Annotated in this window: 16 protein-coding genes; 3 read left to right on the forward strand and 13 right to left on the reverse strand. The window is 47.2% G+C overall.

Features of this window, described 5'->3' with window-relative positions:
- Nucleotides 1-161 precede the first annotated feature (161 nt).
- Complete coding sequence (locus Q0785_RS14390) at nucleotides 162-1,046, forward strand: YitT family protein (protein WP_298831112.1); 885 nt, start codon at nucleotides 162-164, stop codon at nucleotides 1,044-1,046.
- 110 nt (nucleotides 1,047-1,156) lie between these two features.
- Here Q0785_RS14390 and Q0785_RS14395 read toward each other — a convergent pair whose 3' ends face one another.
- The 11 genes from Q0785_RS14395 to Q0785_RS14445 form a co-directional block, all read right to left on the reverse strand.
- Nucleotides 1,157-3,430: a glycosyl hydrolase family 65 protein gene (locus Q0785_RS14395; RefSeq protein WP_298831115.1), complete on the reverse strand. Its 2,274-nt coding sequence runs from the start codon at nucleotides 3,428-3,430 to the stop codon at nucleotides 1,157-1,159.
- Nucleotides 3,405-4,127 (reverse strand): beta-phosphoglucomutase, encoded by a 723-nt coding sequence (pgmB, locus tag Q0785_RS14400; RefSeq protein WP_298831117.1) that lies wholly within the window; start codon nucleotides 4,125-4,127, stop codon nucleotides 3,405-3,407. The genes Q0785_RS14395 and pgmB overlap by 26 nt, the downstream gene beginning before the upstream one ends.
- A 29-nt stretch (nucleotides 4,128-4,156) precedes the next feature.
- Nucleotides 4,157-5,179 carry a LacI family DNA-binding transcriptional regulator gene (locus Q0785_RS14405; RefSeq protein WP_298831120.1) on the reverse strand — a complete coding sequence of 341 codons (1,023 nt, stop codon included), beginning with the start codon at nucleotides 5,177-5,179 and terminating at the stop codon, nucleotides 4,157-4,159.
- Between the two features lie 46 nt (nucleotides 5,180-5,225).
- Nucleotides 5,226-5,924: a DUF624 domain-containing protein gene (locus Q0785_RS14410; RefSeq protein ID WP_298831123.1), complete on the reverse strand. Its 699-nt coding sequence runs from the start codon at nucleotides 5,922-5,924 to the stop codon at nucleotides 5,226-5,228.
- A 24-nt stretch (nucleotides 5,925-5,948) separates the two neighbouring features.
- On the reverse strand, nucleotides 5,949-6,785 hold the full coding sequence (locus Q0785_RS14415) for a carbohydrate ABC transporter permease (protein ID WP_298831127.1): 837 nt from the start codon (nucleotides 6,783-6,785) through the stop codon (nucleotides 5,949-5,951).
- Complete coding sequence (locus tag Q0785_RS14420; RefSeq protein WP_223636524.1) at nucleotides 6,785-7,660, reverse strand: sugar ABC transporter permease; 876 nt, start codon at nucleotides 7,658-7,660, stop codon at nucleotides 6,785-6,787. The genes Q0785_RS14415 and Q0785_RS14420 overlap by 1 nt, the downstream gene beginning before the upstream one ends.
- Nucleotides 7,661-7,768: 108 nt before the next feature.
- On the reverse strand, nucleotides 7,769-9,016 hold the full coding sequence (locus Q0785_RS14425; RefSeq protein WP_223636521.1) for an extracellular solute-binding protein: 1,248 nt from the start codon (nucleotides 9,014-9,016) through the stop codon (nucleotides 7,769-7,771).
- A gap of 54 nt (nucleotides 9,017-9,070) precedes the next feature.
- Entirely contained in the window at nucleotides 9,071-11,455 is a 2,385-nt protein-coding gene (locus tag Q0785_RS14430) for a glycosyl hydrolase family 65 protein (protein ID WP_298831178.1), read from the reverse strand.
- 262 nt (nucleotides 11,456-11,717) lie between these two features.
- Nucleotides 11,718-13,028, reverse strand: coding sequence for a sulfatase (locus tag Q0785_RS14435; protein ID WP_298831136.1), 1,311 nt, complete (start codon nucleotides 13,026-13,028; stop codon nucleotides 11,718-11,720).
- A 61-nt stretch (nucleotides 13,029-13,089) separates the two neighbouring features.
- Nucleotides 13,090-13,956, reverse strand: a complete 867-nt coding sequence (locus tag Q0785_RS14440) for a formylglycine-generating enzyme family protein (protein WP_298831181.1) — start codon at nucleotides 13,954-13,956, stop codon at nucleotides 13,090-13,092.
- A gap of 266 nt (nucleotides 13,957-14,222) precedes the next feature.
- Complete coding sequence (locus tag Q0785_RS14445; RefSeq protein ID WP_298831141.1) at nucleotides 14,223-15,293, reverse strand: aldo/keto reductase; 1,071 nt, start codon at nucleotides 15,291-15,293, stop codon at nucleotides 14,223-14,225.
- 364 nt (nucleotides 15,294-15,657) lie between these two features.
- Between Q0785_RS14445 and abc-f the strand changes: the two genes are divergently transcribed.
- Nucleotides 15,658-17,310 (forward strand): ribosomal protection-like ABC-F family protein, encoded by a 1,653-nt coding sequence (gene abc-f / locus Q0785_RS14450; protein WP_298831144.1) that lies wholly within the window; start codon nucleotides 15,658-15,660, stop codon nucleotides 17,308-17,310.
- A gap of 52 nt (nucleotides 17,311-17,362) precedes the next feature.
- Here abc-f and Q0785_RS14455 read toward each other — a convergent pair whose 3' ends face one another.
- Nucleotides 17,363-17,680, reverse strand: a complete 318-nt coding sequence (locus tag Q0785_RS14455) for a TIGR04104 family putative zinc finger protein (protein ID WP_298831146.1) — start codon at nucleotides 17,678-17,680, stop codon at nucleotides 17,363-17,365.
- 14 nt (nucleotides 17,681-17,694) lie between these two features.
- Complete coding sequence (locus Q0785_RS14460; protein ID WP_298831149.1) at nucleotides 17,695-17,964, reverse strand: hypothetical protein; 270 nt, start codon at nucleotides 17,962-17,964, stop codon at nucleotides 17,695-17,697.
- A 166-nt stretch (nucleotides 17,965-18,130) separates the two neighbouring features.
- Here Q0785_RS14460 and Q0785_RS14465 point away from each other — a divergent pair, with 166 nt between their 5' ends.
- Nucleotides 18,131-18,949, forward strand: coding sequence for an aldo/keto reductase (locus Q0785_RS14465; RefSeq protein ID WP_298831152.1), 819 nt, complete (start codon nucleotides 18,131-18,133; stop codon nucleotides 18,947-18,949).
- Nucleotides 18,950-19,218 lie beyond the last annotated feature (269 nt).

Raw genomic sequence — 19,218 nt, forward strand, 5'->3', positions numbered from 1 at the left:
CCATCACCGCTCTTTAAATTTCATTTCAAGCCATCCAAAAAAACAAATTTCTTGCATTCATATCAATTTGAGCTTACAATTTGAAACATTGTGCTTAATACTATTATTGGGCAATCCCTATGTTTTTGGAGACGAATGAACAAAAGAACGGAGATGTACGATTGAAGAATGTTTATAGCCTGTTGGCTATTTTTGCAGGATCATTGCTGCTTGCTGCAGCATTTAACTTGTTTCTATTGCCTCATGAGATTTTATCCGGAGGCGTCACGGGTGTCGCAATGATTTTGGGGTTACTGACCCCGATTAACGCAGGAATTTGGCTGGTTGTCCTGAACGTACCGATTTTCATGCTGGCATGGATGAAGCTTGGCAAAGTGTTTGTCCTCAATAGTATTTTTTCCGTGGCTGTGACATCGATTGCGATGCTTTACATTCCCATCATGCAAGTCACTGAAGATGCCCTGTTGTCTTCCGTGTTCGGCGGAGTCATCGTCGGTGCAGGTGCTGGTGTGATCATCCGGTTCTACGGTTCAGGCGGCGGGTTCGATATCGTCGGGCTGCTGTTGACGCTGAAGCGCGATATCCCGCTCGGTTTTTTGGTATTTTGTCTAAACAGCGTTGTAGTTTTCATGTCCGGGTTCATCTTTTCCTGGGAACTGGCGATGTACACGATGGCTTCCATCTACATCACCGGGATTGTCGTGGATCGCATACACACGCGCCATATCAAGCTGAGCCTCATGGTGGTGACCAGCCAAGGCGACGCGGTCAAAAAAGAATTGCTCGAAAGCTTGTACCGCGGCATTACGGTGACCGACGGCGAAGGCGCCTACTCAGGCACCAAAGTCAAAGTGCTCCATAGCGTCATCACGCGTTATGAACTTGCCTATGTCCGGCCGCTCATCAAGTCGATCGACCCGAATGCATTCGTCAGCATTACGGAGACAATGGAAGTTATGGGGAATTTCCGGCGGGGCGGTACGCTCAAGAAACCGGGCGAACCGAAACGTCCCATGGCCGCTGCTGTGCCGAGCTCTTCTAAATAAAATCGTAGACATCAAAAGCGCACCGATCCTGAGCCAGTTAGAGCTCGGAATCGATGCGTTTTTTTAATCATTTAGTTCTCTATTCCCACCGGCTTCTTATCTCTTCCAACCTATTGAACAACCGTTTCTTTCCCGCTTTCCAATACGAGCGTTTCGCCGTTATGGATGATGTTCAAAGGCTCTCCCTGCAGAACTGTGTAACTTGCCGTTTCCCTTTCTTTGCGGATCTTCAGCAGCCGGCCTTGGTACTGCAGGCGGAACTCAAAGGAATTCCATTCAGCTGGAAGAGAAGGTGCAAAGGAGAGGCCGCTTTCTTTCAGCCGCAACCCGGCGAATCCATAGACGATGGCGAGCCAAGTGCCGCCCATATTCGCCATATGCAGGCCGTCTTTGGTGTTCTTGTGCGTATTTTCCAAGTCCAGCCGGGCTGTTTCAATAAAATATTCGTAGGCCTTTTCGTAATAGCCCAGTTTCGAGGCCATGATGCTATGGACGCAAGAAGACAACGAAGAATCGTGGGTGGTGATCTGTTCGTAATAATCGTAGGAGTTCTTCATCGTTTCCAACTCCTGTTCATCTTCCAGCAGGAAATGCGCGAGCACCGTGTCCGCCTGCTTCAGCACCTGGTACCGGTACAAAGTTAGCGGATGGTAATTCAACAGGAGCGGAAATTTTTCGGCTGGCGTGTTTTTCAGGTCCCAGCGGTCCTTTTTCAGGAAGCTGTCGTCCTGCGCATTGATTTTATACGTTTCGTCATAAGGCAGATACATATTGTCGCCTGCGGTCTTCCAGCCGGCCACTTCTGCTTCTGTCAGCTCCAACTGCTCCGTCAGTTGCTGCCAGCGCTCGCCGTCTGTTTTCTTCAAGTGTCCGAAAACTTTGGCTGCCCACAGCAGATTGTGTTTTGCCATCACGTTGGTGTAATAATTATTGTTGACGATGCAGGTGTATTCATCGGGCCCCGTAACGCTGTCGATCCGGAACTCGCCGTTTTGCATATGCCCTGTATCTGCCCAGAGTCTGGCGGTTTCAAACAGCACCTCCGCCATATATTCTTTCAGGAAAGCTTCATCTTTTGTGGCCAAGTAGAATTGAATATAGCTGTAGGCGATATCCGCGCTGATATGGTACTGTGCCGTACCGGCAGGGAAAAAAGCCGAGCTTTCCGGGCCGGTGATGGTGCGCCACGGAAACAAAGCGCCTTTTTCATGCCCCATTTCCTTTGCCCGTTCCCTGGCACTGTCGAGGATGGAGTAACGATGCAGCAGCAGGTTTTTTGCGATGGCCGGATTGGTCATTAAAAACACCGGAAAAATGTAGATTTCCGTATCCCAGAAATAATGCCCTTCATAGCCTTCACCCGACAAGCCTTTTGCTGCGATATTGCTGGCCGGATCTTTGCCCACCGATTGCAGGAGCTGGTACAGATTAAAGCGGATGCCTTCCTGGACCTGCTCATCGCCGTCTATCGCAATATCCGAGACTGCCCAGTAATCGTCCAAATATGCTTTTTGCGCTATGAGCAACTCTACAAAGGTTCTTTGCTTCATTTGTTTCAGAAGCTTTAGCGCTTCCTCATCGACATGTTCCCCATGGCGCAACGTATCTGTATAGACTGCGTACTTGGTGAAATGGACAGGTTGTGTGCCTGTACAGGTGTAAGTTTCTTCCACGCTCGCGCCTTTCAGCTCGCTGCTGTATCCATGGCTTTCTGCCTGTACGCTAGTTGTCGATGCGCATGCCACTTCCAATTTGGTGCTGTATGTCGTGTTTTTTACAATGCTGATCTGCTCTTCCTGGCGTACATCCGTCACATGAAGACGTTTTGTATGGCCGGAAGCAAGACGCGGATCTTCTTTGTCGACATAGTTAGAGACGTCTCCGTTGAGCGTTGAAACGATCTTCACTTGTCCGATCGGCGTAACCGGTTCAATGCTGATCTCAAGCGCGAACAATTCTTTTGCCACGAATGAAACCAGCCGTCTGAAATGGATCTTCACTTCTTTTCCCTTGGGAGAAATCCAGTGGACGATCCGTTCAGCAAAGCCGGCATCCATATGCAGATTGCGTTCACAAACCAACACTTCTCCTTCAAACAATGAAAACCGTTCATCATCCAAGTGGATTTCGACCGTTTGCGCATCGATGACATTCAAGACCTTTTGCTGTTTGGTTGGAAATCCATATAGCTTCTCGCCATAGCTGATTTCCGTTTCATCATGAAATGCATTGATATAGGCGCCGCGAATCGATTTAAAGCCCTCTTTATATCCTTCTTCGAAATTTCCTCTGACGCCTAAATAGCCATTCCCTAATGAGAGGAGGCTTTCGTCCACCAGCAGATTCGGATTGTCCAGTTCAACTTTCGTCAATTTCCAAGTCATGCTTCCACTCCTTTAAAAGCCGGCGTTTTTTTTTGCCGAACTGCCGGACCACTCTATCAAAATCCAATTCAGAGGTTTCCGCCACCAAATAATCAGCATGTGACAGGTAAGCTCTATCCCCGACACCCACAGAGAACATTCCGGCTCTATTGATCGCTTCCACCCCGGCCGCTGCATCTTCGATTCCAACACAGTCCGGGTAATCGATTCCGAAAGCATCTGCAGCAACAGTGAACGTTTCCGGGTTCGGCTTTCCTTTTTTCACCTTTGCCGCGTCCACTATATAGTCAAAATAGCCGGCAAGGCCGAGCTTTTCTAAAATGGCTGGCGCATTTTTGCTGGCCGATCCCAGCGCCAGCTTTGCATCCGATTTTCTATTGGCTTCCAAAAAAGCTTCTATGCCGGGCAGAATATGAGCCGGCGTGATTTCTTCGATCAACTCCAAATAATTTTCGTTCTTTTGTGTCGCCAATTTGAGCTTTTCCTCATCTGTAAAACCGCCACTGGAAGGATCCAATGCCAGAATACGGTCCAGGGAATCCATGCGGCTGATTCCTTTGAGTTGCTCGTTGAACGCATAATCAAAAGAAATCCCGAGCTCTTCCGCCAACTTTTTCCATGCCATGTAATGGAATTCGGCCGTATCGGTAAGGATGCCGTCAAGGTCGTATATAAACAGTTTCGGATGGCGGGTCATATTGTTCCCCTCTTTTCTTCTTCTGTCATTTAAACGCTCGATAGGCGCTTTACGCTTTGCCGCTCCAACAACTGATGCGGAACCCAGATATGTTGCCTTTCCGATTTGCCTTCGATGATTTCCTGAAGCAAACGGGCCGATATTTTTCCGATTTCCACAAAATCCTGCCGGATCGTCGTAAGCGGCGGCTGCATGTACCGGCTCAGCAGCAAATCGTCAATTCCGGTGATGGAAATGTCTTCAGGGATTCTTAAGCCCGCTTCTTTCACTGCCTTCATCACACCGTAAGCCATCAAATCACTGAAACAAAGAAAAGCTGTGGGCTGTTTTTCCTGAAGATACGCTTTGGCAAGTTCATACGCCTTTTCTTCCGAGAAAGAAGCTTCCAGAATATCAATATCACTCAACTCCATGCCAGAGGCGTGCAATGCTTTCTCCAAGCCTTTCAAGCGCTCTGTGTTGACATAGGTTTCACGTGTTCCTGACACGACTACCAGCTTGCGATGATTCAGTTCCAGCAGATAGGTCGCCACTTCTTCCACGGCTTTGGCATTATCAATTGAAACACTGCCGATCAATCCATTGACGGTTTCGGCCATGATGTCGAGCACCACACAAGGCAAACTGGAGTCGATCAGCTCTTTATAATACTGGTCATCTGTCCGGATGCCCTGTAAAATGGCTCCGCCGATATTTCGTTCACGGCAGTAGCGGACATAGCTCTGCTGTTTTTGCTGTTGGGAATCGATCAGATAAATGGATAATTCAAAGCGGCTGTTCGTCACTTCCTGATAGACGCCTTTGAAGATATTGAACGCATTGCTGTCATTTTCATTGTCATTCAGTACGCCGGAAGAAATCAGTCCAAGCGTCATCTGTTTTTTGGATGATAAATTTTTGGCATTGATATTCGGAGAATAATTCAATTCCTTCGCAATCGCAAAAATGCGTTGCCGCGTTTCTTCCTTTACATCTGCATAATTATTAAAAGATTTAGAAACGACACTGACGGATACTCCCGCTTTTTTTGCAACTTCTTTTATTGTCGACATCCGCTTTTTCACTTCCTACATGAGTTTCTCAAGTTATTAGGGCATTTCAGCTGGAGGTTTTGGCCTCCTTTTTGTTCTTGACCCGTAATGTAAAACTGTAAAATGCTGAAAATGACAGGAAAGCACTCAATGAACAGGTCAAAAGCGGTAAAAGCACTAACAGCTTGACGACACTGATCCAAATGAGCAAGCCATTGCTGCCCAGAATGAATAGGCTCAGCAGCGGGCTGCCGGTTGTAACGAAGAACGCATTAACAAGCCGTTCTTTAGGATTCATCCGGTAATGGACGCTGATTGACAGAAAGTTCACGGTATAGACGAACAACGCTAAGCCGATGATCAGAAACAGCAGATCGAGCGAATCGCTTCCTGTTCTGAAATAGAAATACGCATAATACCAAACCAGCCATATTGCCGCAAACGGCACACCCATTTTCATACTATCTTTATAGTTCGCCTTTAAATTGCTTACGTACATCTTCATGGAAGAAGAATCACGGCCGAGCAGCCAATCCCGGGCAGTGGCAAATGCAGCGGCCGTCGCCGGAAAAAACAGAAGGGGCGTAAACAGCAGGACAGCAGCACCGAAAAATACGATTCCAGCTGTATGGCTGAGGTCAATGACTACAAATGCAGTGAATAACGGAAGGCTCATGATAAACCACATGAAATTGACGGTCGCCATTTTCAAAAACCATTCGCTTGCCGTATAGAACACGCCCATAATCCCGCTCACTTCCTGCATGTTTTCATCTCCTTTTGAAAAGGCTTATTTGATAGCCCCTTCCCCGATTCCTTTGATAATGTATTTTTGTGCAATGATATAGAAAATAACTACTGGAATAATCGTTAACGTCAATCCTGCCATAGCCAGGTTCCACTCAATGGTGAACTCTCCGAAAAAGTAGAAAACAGATAACGGAATCGTCCGCAGCTCTTTGTCGACAAGTGTCAGTGAAGGCAATAGGAAATCGTTCCAAATCAGGATGACATTCAAAATCATGACAGTCGCCGTAATAGGTGTCAAAATCGGAAAAATGATCCGCCAGAAAACTCCGAACTTCGAAGCGCCATCAATAGTTGCTGCTTCCTCCAGTGAAATAGGAATCGATTTGATGAAGCCATGGTAAAGAAAAACAGAAAGAGCCGCGTGAAAACCGATATTCATGAAAACCAGACCGCTGAGCGTATTGTACAAAGGAATACCCAGATTGCCTGTAATCCCTGTGACCAGCTGCATAAGCGGCATCATCAGTGTCTGAAATGGAATCAGCATCGTGGCGATCAGCGTCATGAAAATGATGGTACTGATCCGGCTTCCGGATCGGACCAGCATCCAAGCTGTCATCGATGACAGGACGACGATGAACACCACCGAAACGACGGTGACAAACATCGAGTTCAAAAAAGCACTGAAGAAATTCATCTTTTCCATCGCTTCTGTATAGAATTGGAAACCGAAGACCTCTGGAAAAGCCAGCGTATTCTCGTACAATTCCTGTCTTGTCTTGAACGAGTTAATAAATATGATATAGATGGGAGACAGAAAGATTAAAGCAGCCACTACCAAAAGGATTTCTCTCGACCATTTGCTGAGTATACGCATTACATATCAACCTCCCGTTTCTTCGTCAGGTAAACTTGGGTCAATGTAATGGCTGCGATAATCACGAAGAACAAAATAGCTTTTGCCTGACCGTATCCATAATTTCCGTAGCCAAAAATTTCATTGTAAATATTCATCGCAAAAAGTTCTGTCGCATTTGCCGGTCCACCGCCCGTCAATGACAAGTTGACGTCGTAGATTTTAAAGCCGTACGACAATGTCAAGAACAAACTGATCGTAAATGCGGGCATGAGCAACGGGAACGTAATTCTCATCAGGCGTTGCCATTTGCTGGCACCGTCGACTTTTGAAGCTTCGATCAGTTCTCCAGGTATGCCCTGTATCCCTGCAATGTAGACAATCATGACATAGCCTGCCATCTGCCAAGTAAAAACAAACACAAGAGCAAACAAGGCGAAATTCTCGTTAAGCAGCCAGTTGAAAAAGATGCTTTCGAGTCCGACCGCTTCACCTACAAATGTGAAGACGTCCAGAAACACAAACTGCCAGATATAACCTAGAATCAGGCCGCCAATCAAGTAAGGCATGAAAAACATGGTGCGCGCTAAATTGGCCAGCTTAAGTTTTGAAGTGACCAGCAAAGCAAATGCGAGCCCCACTACATTGACCGAGATTACGGACAATACCGTGAACAAAACCGTAAGCCATGTCGATTTCAAGAAGCGCTCATCCGAAAACAGAGTCAGGAAATTCTCCATGCCGACAAAAACTTTCGGATTGGCGTTGATGCCATCCCATTCGAAAAAGGCATAATAAATTCCGATTATAAACGGAATGATGACAATGATTGTAAAAATGATAAGCAGCGGTAACGTAAATAAGAGATACCAGCCGATATTCTTCCTGTTGGCCACGTCCATCCCCTCTTTCCTTAACAACTTCGTTCTTTAATAGAGAAAAAGCAGAACACGCCTGTACAGGCGTGCTCTCTTTATTTATACGTACATCCTGAACAGATCCCTTTACTTGCTCGCATTCTGCCAAGCGGCATCCAGATTGCTGATGAATTCTTCGCCTGTGGTCTCTTCATTCACAAAGAATCCTTCTGCAGCGGGTGCAAAGTCATTCGGTACAAGGTTCGCCGGATAGTAGTTATGTGCCCAAGGAATCGTGTTACCGCTGTTGGAAGCTTCCAGCACAGCTTGTGATAATGGGTCCAAGTCAGTGGCTTCAATATTCGTCATCGCAGGAACGAATTTAAACTCTTCAACGATGATGCGCTTGCCGGTTTCGCTCGTGTGCAGCCATTCCAGGAAGTCAGTAGCCGCTTGGATTTCTTCCGGTTCTTTATCTGCATTTACCGCCCAGTTGCTGCCGACGCCTACTGCAAGCTTGTCATTTCCTTCAAGCGGGAATGGAGCCATGCCGACTTCAAAATCCACCTCGAAATCTTGAAGCAAGCCCCATGCCCAGTTTCCTTGATGGATCATTGCCGTTTTTCCAGCTGCAAAATCGCCTACCTGCTGGTCATAAGAAGTACTCAGAGGACTCGGTGTGTTTGCTCTGATGGCTTCCATATACTCACCGAATCTAAGGAATTCTTCCGTTTCCGCCATCGTCACTTCACCATTAGTCAGGCTCTCCATAAACTCTACCGGTTCTTCCTGAATCGAGAATGGATAATTACTCATATGGCCGATCAGGAAGTAAGCTTCTGATGACAAGCCATAGCCGTTGATGCCTTCAGCATTGAATTTTTCCAATGTGCTTACAAACGATTCATAATCTTGAATGTCTTCCGGATTCACCAGTTCCTTGTTGTAGACAATTCCAAATCCTTCTACACCATATGGTATGCCGACCACTTTCTCATCAAGTGTCAAAGCCATGTCCGGTGCAATGTCATCTACAAATTCCTCGCCGCTCAAGTCGTGTAAATACGATGTTAAGCTTTCGGCTACAGTGGCATTCTGCACACTCATAATCGAAGGTCCGGTTCCATTATTGAGACGGATTTGCAGCTGTTGGAAATAATCATCACCGGTCGTTCCGATGACTTCCACATCCACTCCAGTTTCTTCCGTATACGCTTCTGCCGCCGCTTCAAGCTGATCGGAAATTTCAACCTTCGTCTGGAAGATCGTGATTTGTTGACTTGCTTCCTCGCCATCGCCTTCAGTTGCCGGTTCTTCGTTTCCGCTGCATGCAGCCAAACCTGTCATCAGTGCAGCAAACGCTATACCTGCCGTGAACTTCTTTTTAAAAACCATGTGTAATGCCCCCTTTGATTTTTTTATAGTAAATAAAATGAACGAATCATTTTATTACTGCAGTGGTTGTCCTGAATGGATTTGCGCCTCACTTGTGAGCGGCACTTCTATCAACTTGTCCGCTTTGTAGATTTTACCGCCAGTTTCAAATACCACTTCTCCACTGTGCGGGGTGGCTTTGAGTGATTGATGGGTGATTTCGATTGTCAATGCAACACCCTTCCAGTAGAGCGTAAACTTCATGCGCCGCCATTGCTTCGGCAACCTGGGATTGATCCGCAGCAGTTCATCCGATAACCGGACGCCGCCAAAGCCGAATACCGCTGCGGTCCAGATCCCTCCGATAGCCGCTGCATGTATGCCTTCATCGGACGTATGCATTTGCGGCCCGAGATCGATTTCACAGGCTTGACGGAACAGGGAGTAGGCCATGTCCGTTTGCCCCAGATCGTTCGCCACAACGGCATGTACCGCCAGACTCAAAGAAGAGTCATGCAAGGTGCGGGGCTCATAATACCGGTAATTCTCCCGCTTGGCTGTGTTCGATAAGCGGGCGTCCCCGCACAGGAAGGTCTGCTCCAGCAGATAGAATAACAGTACGGTATCCGCTTGTTTGGTCACTTGTATTTTGTTGATCTGTTCCGCATTATAATCCCGGTAGATCGTCCTCACCTTCGTTTGCTTCTTGTATGTTGAAAGGTCGATTTCGGGAAGCTGCAAATACGTGTCGTCTTGCGGAATGACCGAGTCTATCGGTCGTGGATTCGGCAAATACAGGCTTTCCGCTTTTTCCTTCCAATCCAGGCGGGCATCCCCCACACCGAATTTCTGAAAAAGCTTTGGATTTTCGGATGACAGCTGCTCGGCATAGCGTTCGGCGAGTTTCAGATTGAAGTACGCCATATAATTTGTGAAAGCATTGTTGTCCACATGCTCTTTATACTCGTCAGGCCCAAGGACATTGCGGATTTCATACACTTCCCGGTCCTCGTTCCACTCCAGTCTGCTAGACCAGAATTTCGCGGTTTCGAAGACCATCTCGTACCCATAGCGTTCCATAAATCCCGAGTCGCCCGTCACCTTCTCGTATTGATAAACTGCAAAAGCGATGTCTGCGGAAATATGCTGTTCGATGATTCCTGACCAGATCTTCGACTGCTCTCCTGTCACAATATCAATATCTCCCCATAACGGCGTGGTTTCTCCATCTTCCGGCCAAGCCATCTCCCACGGAAACATGGCCCCTGCATAACCGTTCTCCACCGCCTTTCTTCGTGCTCCTGCAAGGCCGTGATACCGGTAGGTAAGCAACGATTTTGCTGCTGCAGGATTGGAATAGATGAAGAATGGCAATATAAAAATCTCCAAATCCCAAAACGTATGGCCTTTATATCCTTCTCCACTCATTGCCTTCGCCCCGATACCCAAATATTCGTGAGCTGGCGGCGGCTGCATGGCCGTCAAGTGATAGAGGGAAAACCGGAGTGCCAGTTGGTCAAACGGATGGTCACTTTCCACCTCGAAATCGTAATTTCCCCAAACCTTTTCCTGCCATGCCTGGCAATGCTTTTGGAATAGGGCATCATATCCTTTTTCTGCATGATGCTGCAGTTCGTCGAGAGATTTCTGAAGCAGCTGTGCGGAATTCTTTGATCGCTGTCCGTCCCCGCTGTCTCGGCTCGTATGCACAGTGGCCAATTTTTCCACTTCCAGTTTTTCTTTCGGTTCGAGTTGGAAATCATAAGTCATCCATACTTTCCGGCGAGCCATGTCCTTATCTGCAGCCGGCATTACGTTTTCCCCATTCAAGCGGATGTTATGTACGGCATTAAAGACCATCTCCACACCGGATTCGTTTGTCTTCTGGGTCAGCTGGACCAAGCGGTCGTCCAGTATTCTCCGCTCGCCTTCAAGAAAATGCTGCGATCCCGAATTGGTCATCCGTCCATTGATGCCACTGTCAAAAGAAATCGCCACTGGATGGCTCAAGCTTTCCACTTCCATCTTCATCGCAATCAAATGCAGGTTGTCGAGCGATACAAAGCGGTTGAAATGAAACCGAAGCTTCTTCCCTTTTGGTGATTCCCATATAAAGGACCTGGTCAGTTGCGCTGTTTTTAGATTGAGCTGCTTGATGTAATCGCTGATTTTTCCGAATTCCAGGCTGAACCGTTCTCCGTCAATGCGAATATCCAATCGAGTGATATCGGCTGCATTGGGGAGTTCGGTCACTTCATTTTCCTGTGATTTATTGAAAGTTCCATTGATGAACAAGTTTCTGGTTTCCTGTCCATACGATTCCTCTGTCGCAGAACGCAGCCCCATATAACCATTTCCAAGCATCATAACAGCTTCGCTTTTCCCCAATTTCTCGGCTGAAAAGGCAGTCTCTGCCACAATCCAGTCCTTAAACTCCCCTGTGCCGATGGAATAATCCATCACAGAAACCGCCCCTTTCGCATTTACGAAAACGTTTTAGTTTTTTTCGAAAAAAATATCAGAGCTTCCGTCTGAGAAGCATCCCCGCTTCTCCTCTAGCAAGCTTTCCTTTAAAATAAGAATTCTTGAATTTTATGGAAAGCGCTTACAAGACTTATTATATGCACTATATTTTGAATAGTCAATAAAATTAAAAAACAAAATCCTACAACTTTTTCAGCTGAAGAATTTTGTTTGATCATTAGCCTTTACAGATTTCAGTTCAAAATTTGTAGACATTTCCTTCACGCTTTTCTTTTTCCCACTCTGCTGCTTCTTCGCCTTCTATCGGACCTGACAGCAATTGGTCCTCCGTATCAACCATCCACTGTTCAACTTTTCCACGCAGGTCTGCCAAGATGTGCTGGTGTTCTGCCAGGTCAGCCAGATTATTCTGCTCCTGCGGATCCGTCTCCAGGTCGTATAATTCCTCCTTGGTGTTGGGGACGTAATAGTCGTTCCGCACCACTTGCCCTGAAAGGCTCTCGTGAATATCGAAGGGCAGGTATACTTTCGGACCGTCTTCAAAATTTCTTATGTACTTGTATCTGGCGGTCCTTACGCCACGCATCGGATGATAGCGGTCATGCCAGGTCAGTTCGCAGAAAAAATGTTCGCGTTCTGTATAATTCTTCTCTTGGATCAACGGCAGGAAACTCCGTCCATCAATTCCAACAGGAACTTCTCCATCCGCAAATTCCAGAAGAGTCGGCATCAAATCAATATTGCATAAAAGTTCTTTTTGCCTGATTCCTTTTCTGTCCATTTCTTTCGGAAATTTCATGATCAATGCGGTTTCCAAACCTGCATCTGCCAACGTGCCTTTTGCTCTTGGAAAAGCAATGCCATGGTCTGTCGTATAGATCAAGAGCGTGTTTTCGTCCAAACGGGTGTCTTCCAATAATTTTCTTACCCTCCCGATTGCGCGGTCCAGCTCTTTGACAGAGCCTTGAAAGTCGGCAATATCTTGTCTAACTTCTATTGTATCCGGCAAGTACGGGGGAACTTCCACTTCATCAATGGAATCGGGTTCAAACTTATCAAAAGGGCGATGTGTTTCTTCAAATCCGACCGAAGCATAAAAAGGTGGCGCATCGCCAGATTCCGCTCTTTCAAGCAAAAACTTCTCCAGTTCATCGGTCACTTTTTCTGCTGCATTTCCTGGAACTTTGACTACCTGATCGTAGCCTAATTTCTCCCCTTCATAAATTCCGTCGATGGATTCATGGAAAAAACCGAAAAGCCAGGTGGCATAGCCGGCTCTTTTCATTTCTGAAGGAAGTGTCTTGATGCCGGCTTTCATTGTGTGCCCTAAATGCGTCAAGCCGACCAATCCATGGTTGTGTCCGTATTGCCCGGTCAGGATGCTGCCCCGGCTCGGGCTGCATTGAGGCTGCGTGCAGAAATAATTATCGAACTGGATGCCTTCTTCCGCCATCCGATTCAGTTCCGGCGTCTTCACTTTGCGTCCATAGCTTTCTAAATGCCTTCCTGTATCATGTGAAATCACCAGTAGGATATTCGGTTTCCCCATTGGATCAGCGCCTCCCTATTTTATTGAAATTGTTGGATTCTGTTGGATGATTTACGTCTCCCTAAATACTGGCTACACACCTGAAGCTTATATTGCCTGCCGAACTGTCACTGGTATTAGAGGACCGTGCGGCTACCCGATGCCTATTGCAGTATGAATCGTGGCACAGGTAGGAGCCGCCCCGCATGGCTTTGTCCATATCTTGATCCGGATTCGGCAGCTCTGAAAATGCGTTCGAACACCATTCCCACACATTGCCGGACATATTAAAGAGACCGAATCCGTTCGGTGGAAAAGAAGAGGCGGGCGCAGTCCCTCTAAATCCGTCTTCAGCAGTGTTAAATGTCGGAAACGTTCCTTGCCAAATATTACAAAGATGTTCGTTATCCGGATTCAAGTCATCTCCCCATGGATAACGTTTTTGCTTCAATCCCCCACGTGCCGCGTATTCCCATTCAATTTCAGTAGGCAGCCGCTTTCCTGTCCAGTCGCAGTAAGCGTTAGCATCTTTCCATGAAACATGGACGACCGGATGATCCATCCGTTTCTCTATACTGCTTCCGGGGCCTTCCGGCTGAAACCAGTAAGCTCCCTCTACCGCGCGCCACCAAGGGGTATTGGCTACCTGCCTTACAATCGCCTTGATGTCAGGAGCTATAAACTGGTAAAAAACAAAAGACCAGCCGAATATTTCAGCTTCCGTCTGATAACCGGTTTCCTTAATGAATTGCATGAATTCTTCATTTGTCACTACGGTGCTGTCCATATAAAACGGCTCTACCCGCTGCTCACATATCGGACCTTCAAAGTCTGCAGGATGCCCCTCTCCACTATCTGTACCCATCAAAAAAGTTCCACCGTTAATGAAAACCATCTTTTCCTTAAAGCGAATTTTTTTGCTGTACTGCTCAGAAGGCTCGGTCTCCATGGCACGATTGATTTCTTTCGGTTGCTGCGGCTTGCTCGGCGAACAACAAGCTTTTGCCATCTTGCCCACGAGATTCCCCCCTTTGTTCCAGCCATCAGTCAATTAAAATTGTAAACGCTATTAGTCTGAATTGAAAGTTAATTAAAGGCGAGCTATAGCCTCTTCTTTTGGTTTATAGAAAAAATGATTGAAGAGATAAACAAACACTAAAACGCCTCGAAACCGGAACTGATTTCGAAGCGCTCTATTGTTTACATCATTATCACCTATTCCTCTATCCCCATCGACTTCTTATAGCCTTCCAAATACGTCTTCTCGGACGGACTGCTCATGTCGAATGAGCTCATGGTACGGTGCCAGTTGGGGTAGATCGGTACTGGTCGCGCGGTGGATTCGATCAGGTCGTGCTCTTCTTGAGTCAATTTGATCTCGAAGGAAGCGATGTTTTCTTTCAGCTGCTCTTCGTTGCGTGCTGCGATGACGATCGGTCCGACGTTCGGGCGGTCGCGGACCCATGAATAGGCGATCTGCGGAACCGATGCGTTATGGTTGGCCGCGACTTCTTCAATGGCATCGATGACCTGGTAAAGCCGCTCCTGATCCTGCACCCATGGCTCCGGCCACCCAGCACCTTGGCGAGTGTTTTCAGGCGCCTGTTTATTGCGCCCGATCTTGCCGTTCAGCAAGCCTTCGCCGAGCGGACTCCAAATCATCGAGCCGATGCCAAGTTCGCTGCCGGCCGGAAGCAGTTCGTATTCCGCTTCCCGCGCTTCTGGTGTGTAGTAGATCTGCTGGGTGATCGGCGGTATGTTGCCGGACTGTTCCGCGACCGTAAACGTTCTAGCCAAGGCCCAGCCGCTGTAGTTCGACACGCCCCAATGGCGGATCTTGCCGGACTTCACAAGACTGGTCATCGCTTCCACTGTTTCTTCGATCGGCGTCTGTCCATCCCACAGGTGAACGAAATAGACATCAAGATAGTCTGTTCCCAAGCGCTCCAGCGACTGGTCGATGGAGGTCAGGATATTGCTTCGCGAAGCTCCCCTTGCGTTAGGGTTCCCTCCCAGGGGAAAGCCCGTTTTCGACGTCAACAGAACTTCGTCCCGTCGCCCTTTGATGGCCGATCCCAACACTTTTTCCGCGTCTCCTTTTGAATAGAGGTTGGCAGTATCGAACATATTGATGCCGGCTTCAAGTGACATGTCGACCATCCGGCGCGCCAGATTCTCGTCGATGTCGCCTGCTGCTTCAAAACCATTTGTTCCGCTGAAAGGGACGGTTCCGAGTATGTATTTCGGAACACGCAAACCTGAATTTCCTAAATAGATATATTCCATGATGGCCTCCTGATAAGCTGTATTTTTTAAAACAAGACAGTCTTAGCTTACCCGTTGGCTGCCTGTACAAAACAGCTCTTTAAACGGTCCCAGTCCGATTGGAAACAGATTTACAGCTATGCTATACTGGCTTTATCAAACGACAGAAAGGCTGATGGGTGGACGATGCGCAACTAATCTTGTTTTAGCGACTGGAATTTTAAATTTCAACTTACGCAAAATAGGATTAGTCTGCCCACATCTTGAAAAACTGTCGAGCCATTTTACATTGATGGCTTATTTCAATCGGGCACCATATGGCTAATCCTTCCAAATTTATTTGGGAGGATTTTTTTATTCTTCCTCTCCTGAAGGGATTGATTGGATGAAAGAACTGCTGAAATTGCAGAATGTATGTTATGAAATACTAGATACGATGATTTTTGAAGAGGTCCATGCAAGTGTCCGGCAAGGCGAAGTAATCGGTATCATCGGCAAAAATGGAGCCGGTAAATCGACTTTGCTTCGCTTGATCGCCGGTGAATTGATTGCCACAAGCGGACAGCTGGACTGGCTCCAGCCGAATATCGAAACCGTCTTCGTGGAACAGGAAACGGAAACACATGCATTCAGCGAGGTCACAGCCTCGGAAAGTGCCTTGCTGAAAAAATGGCAGGTACCGATGCATGACTTCCCGCTCCTCAGCGGCGGCGAAAAACTGAAGGCCCGGCTTTCCACAGGACTGTCGAAAAACGCCCACCTGTTGTTGCTGGACGAGCCGACGAATCATTTGGACAGTGGCAGCATCGAGGTATTGAAAGCGCAGATCCGCCAATACCCAGGGACCATCATCCTGGTGTCGCATAACCGCCACTTCCTGGACGCGGTTGCGACCAAAATCTGGTCGCTCGAAAACCATAAACTGATCGAACATAGCGGCAATTACTCCAGTTATATGGAAACGCGGCAGCAGAAACGATTGACCCAGCAGCGGGAATACGACAAGCAGCAAAGAATGGTCGAGCGCATCGAAGCGCAGATGGATGAACTCACTTCCTGGTCGCATAAAGCGCACGCCGAATCGACTAAACAGGAAGGTGCGAAGGAATATTATCGCCTGAAAGCGAAACGCATGGACAAACAGGTTAAATCCAAGCGGAAGCGGTTGGAAAAAGAATTGGATAAAATCAATGCGGAGCAGCTTGAGCCTGAACACGAAGTCAACTTCTCCATGACAGCCACGCATAAAACGGGCAAACGTTTTCTTGAAGTGAAAGATCTGTCGAAGGCATTTGATGGCAAACCCTTGTTTCAAAAAGCGGGATTCACTATTTTGCACGGGGAAAAAGTCGCCATCGAAGGTCCAAACGGCAGCGGCAAAACGACGTTACTCAAAATCCTGCTAGGGCAGGAATCTGCAGATGGTGACGTTTGGGTTTCTCCTTCCGCAAGCATCGGTTATTTAACGCAGGAAGTGTTCGACCTGCCGCTCGAGAAAACACCCGGTGAGCTGTTCTATAAGGAAACCTTCGAAGCGCGCGGCAAAGTCCAGAACTTGATGAAGCATCTCGGTTTTACAGCCGAACAGTGGAAGGAACCAATCGGCGCCATGAGCATGGGTGAACGCATCAAATGCAAGCTGATGGTCTATATCTTGGAGGAACGGGACGCGCTGATTCTCGACGAGCCGACCAACCACCTCGATTTGCCGTCACGCGAGCAGCTCGAGGAGACCTTGGCACAATACACGGGCACAATGCTTGTCGTCTCCCATGACCAGGCGTTCCGGGAGAAAACCACTACCAGCAAACTGGTCATCGCGGACCGCCGGATCGAGAAGCAACTCGACACCCCCGCTTCGGAACGCGATGAGACTGGGGAATTGCTGATGCGGCTTGAGACGGAGCGCCAGGAAGTACTGGGGAAATTGAGTTTTATGATCGCGAAAGATCCGCACTATGCCGATCTTGACCGGCGGTTCAGTGAACTGACGGTGGAGATCAACAGGCTGAAGCGGCTGAGCGATGCCAAGACTTGAATAAGAAAAGAGAAAAAGAGCAGTTCCTGTACGATTCAGGAACTGCTCTTTTCTATGCCTGTTTCTTCGGCTGCAACTGTTTATCCTCATTGGAAAGTTTCATGATGAACGGGTAGAGGCTCAGCGCGGCAGTCAGCATGCCCGCAGCAAGCAACACAACACTCAGCACACCTAAATCAAAGATGCTGCTTAACGTAATAATCAGGAATGCAGGCAGAAAGCTGAAGAGGGCATTTTGCTTTCTCGACTTCGGCACAATGTATTGCGCTTTTCCGCAGTACGGGCAATTTACTTTATTGGTGAATTTGAGGGTATTCAGGACAATGGTCTTCCATTTCCATTGTCGTCCGCAATTTTCACAGTTTGGCATATGTACACGCTCCTTTATCGTGGATAAGTTTCGTGATCTGTCTGCAGGTAACGGCTGCAGTAAGCTCCGGTGATCAATAGCAAGATTGTCAGGGACATTGAGATGATTCCGATAAAATCGAACCAATACGCCAGTATGTTGACGATGGCGATTAAAAAGAAACAGATGGATGTTCCCAAGCTTTTCAGATCCGTGATAGAAGATTCTTTCCTTTTTTTGATGATTTTATTGACTGCAAATCCTATGGCAATGAGAAGAAACACAGTTGCGATAGTTGGCCACATGTTCAGCCACCCCCTTTTATTCCCTGTTTCTATATTTACGGTTCGGGCAACTGAAAGTTTCGGATTTCGAAGATTTACAGTCTAGAACAGCCTAAATTCTGGACCCTTCTATTCGGAAAGACGTACAATAGGAAGGAGCGATAAGCAAAGGGGAGGAAATTTTTCTATGGCAAACGACAAGTTTTTCACATTCCATAATGGGGTTAAAATTCCCGATATCGGATTCGGCACTTGGCAGATTCCGAACGAAGAAGCCTACGCTGCAGTGACGACTGCATTGGAAAACGGCTATACACATATCGATACGGCTTTAGCCTACCAGAACGAGGAAAACGTCGGCAAAGCGATTAAGGATTTCACTATTTCCCGGGAAAAGATCTTTATCACCAGTAAGCTCCCGGCGCAAATCAAAGGCTATGACGTGACACTTGAAGCTTTTGAAGAAACGATTTCGAACCTTGGCGTTGATTACCTGGATCTTTATTTGATTCATGCGCCGTGGCCTTGGGACGAAATAGGCAAAGACTGTACAGAAGGCAATATCGAATCATGGAAAGCGATGGAGAAGCTATATAGAGACGGCAAGATTCGGGCAATCGGCGTTTCCAATTTCTCAGAAAAGGATATCCAGGCACTTCTGGATAATTGCGGCATCGTGCCGATGGCCAACCAGATTCCATTCTATATCGGCCGCGATCAAGCGAGCCTATTGGAGTTCTGCAAAAAGCACAACATCGTTGTGGAGGCATATTCACCTCTTGCAACAGGACAGATTTTAAACAACCCTGACATCAAAGAGTTGGCTGCTAAGTATGAGGTAACACCTGCACAATTATGTATCCGATATTGCCTGGAGCACGGCACATTGCCGCTTCCGAAATCAACAAATGAAGAACGCATCATCGAAAACAGCCAATTGGAGTTCACTATTTCTCCAGAAGATGTTCAAACACTTGATGCGTTTGAAGATATACGCGTTAAATGACAAAAAACCGCCATTGGGCGGTTTTTTTACGTTTGATAAATGATTTATTTGCTGAAAGCTACTGTTGTTTTAAGGATTGTACAAGGAATCAGTAAATTTATTTCCAGATATTTGGATATACAGTCCGGACTGGACGAAATACAGTCCGTCCTGCACCAAATACTGTCCAACTAAGTCTGAATACTGTCCAAACTGAGATTAGACTTAAAAGTGGACACGACTAAACGGTTTTCGACATACTGAAACTACCAAATCAAAGGACGTGTCAA

Origin of the sequence: uncultured Planococcus sp. (genome assembly GCF_947501725.1) — a bacterium.
Taxonomy (GTDB): domain Bacteria; phylum Bacillota; class Bacilli; order Bacillales_A; family Planococcaceae; genus Planococcus; species Planococcus donghaensis_C.

Excerpts from the sequence above, each read along its gene's own strand:
- Q0785_RS14455 (WP_298831146.1), bottom strand. The coding sequence starts at position 17,680 with ATGCCAAACTGTGAAAATTGCGGACGACAATGGAAATGGAAGACCATT.
- pgmB (WP_298831117.1), bottom strand. The coding sequence starts at position 4,127 with ATGACCCGCCATCCGAAACTGTTTATATACGACCTTGACGGCATCCTT.
- Q0785_RS14440 (WP_298831181.1), bottom strand. The coding sequence starts at position 13,956 with ATGGAGACCGAGCCTTCTGAGCAGTACAGCAAAAAAATTCGCTTTAAG.
- Q0785_RS14445 (WP_298831141.1), bottom strand. The coding sequence starts at position 15,293 with ATGGAATATATCTATTTAGGAAATTCAGGTTTGCGTGTTCCGAAATAC.
- Q0785_RS14435 (WP_298831136.1), bottom strand. The coding sequence starts at position 13,028 with ATGGGGAAACCGAATATCCTACTGGTGATTTCACATGATACAGGAAGG.
- Q0785_RS14460 (WP_298831149.1), bottom strand. The coding sequence starts at position 17,964 with ATGTGGCCAACTATCGCAACTGTGTTTCTTCTCATTGCCATAGGATTT.
- abc-f (WP_298831144.1), top strand. The coding sequence starts at position 15,658 with ATGAAAGAACTGCTGAAATTGCAGAATGTATGTTATGAAATACTAGAT.
- Q0785_RS14415 (WP_298831127.1), bottom strand. The coding sequence starts at position 6,785 with ATGCGTATACTCAGCAAATGGTCGAGAGAAATCCTTTTGGTAGTGGCT.
- Q0785_RS14395 (WP_298831115.1), bottom strand. The coding sequence starts at position 3,430 with ATGACTTGGAAATTGACGAAAGTTGAACTGGACAATCCGAATCTGCTG.
- Q0785_RS14405 (WP_298831120.1), bottom strand. The coding sequence starts at position 5,179 with ATGTCGACAATAAAAGAAGTTGCAAAAAAAGCGGGAGTATCCGTCAGT.
- Q0785_RS14430 (WP_298831178.1), bottom strand. The coding sequence starts at position 11,455 with ATGGATTATTCCATCGGCACAGGGGAGTTTAAGGACTGGATTGTGGCA.
- Q0785_RS14425 (WP_223636521.1), bottom strand. The coding sequence starts at position 9,016 with ATGGTTTTTAAAAAGAAGTTCACGGCAGGTATAGCGTTTGCTGCACTG.
- Q0785_RS14465 (WP_298831152.1), top strand. The coding sequence starts at position 18,131 with ATGGCAAACGACAAGTTTTTCACATTCCATAATGGGGTTAAAATTCCC.
- Q0785_RS14410 (WP_298831123.1), bottom strand. The coding sequence starts at position 5,924 with ATGCAGGAAGTGAGCGGGATTATGGGCGTGTTCTATACGGCAAGCGAA.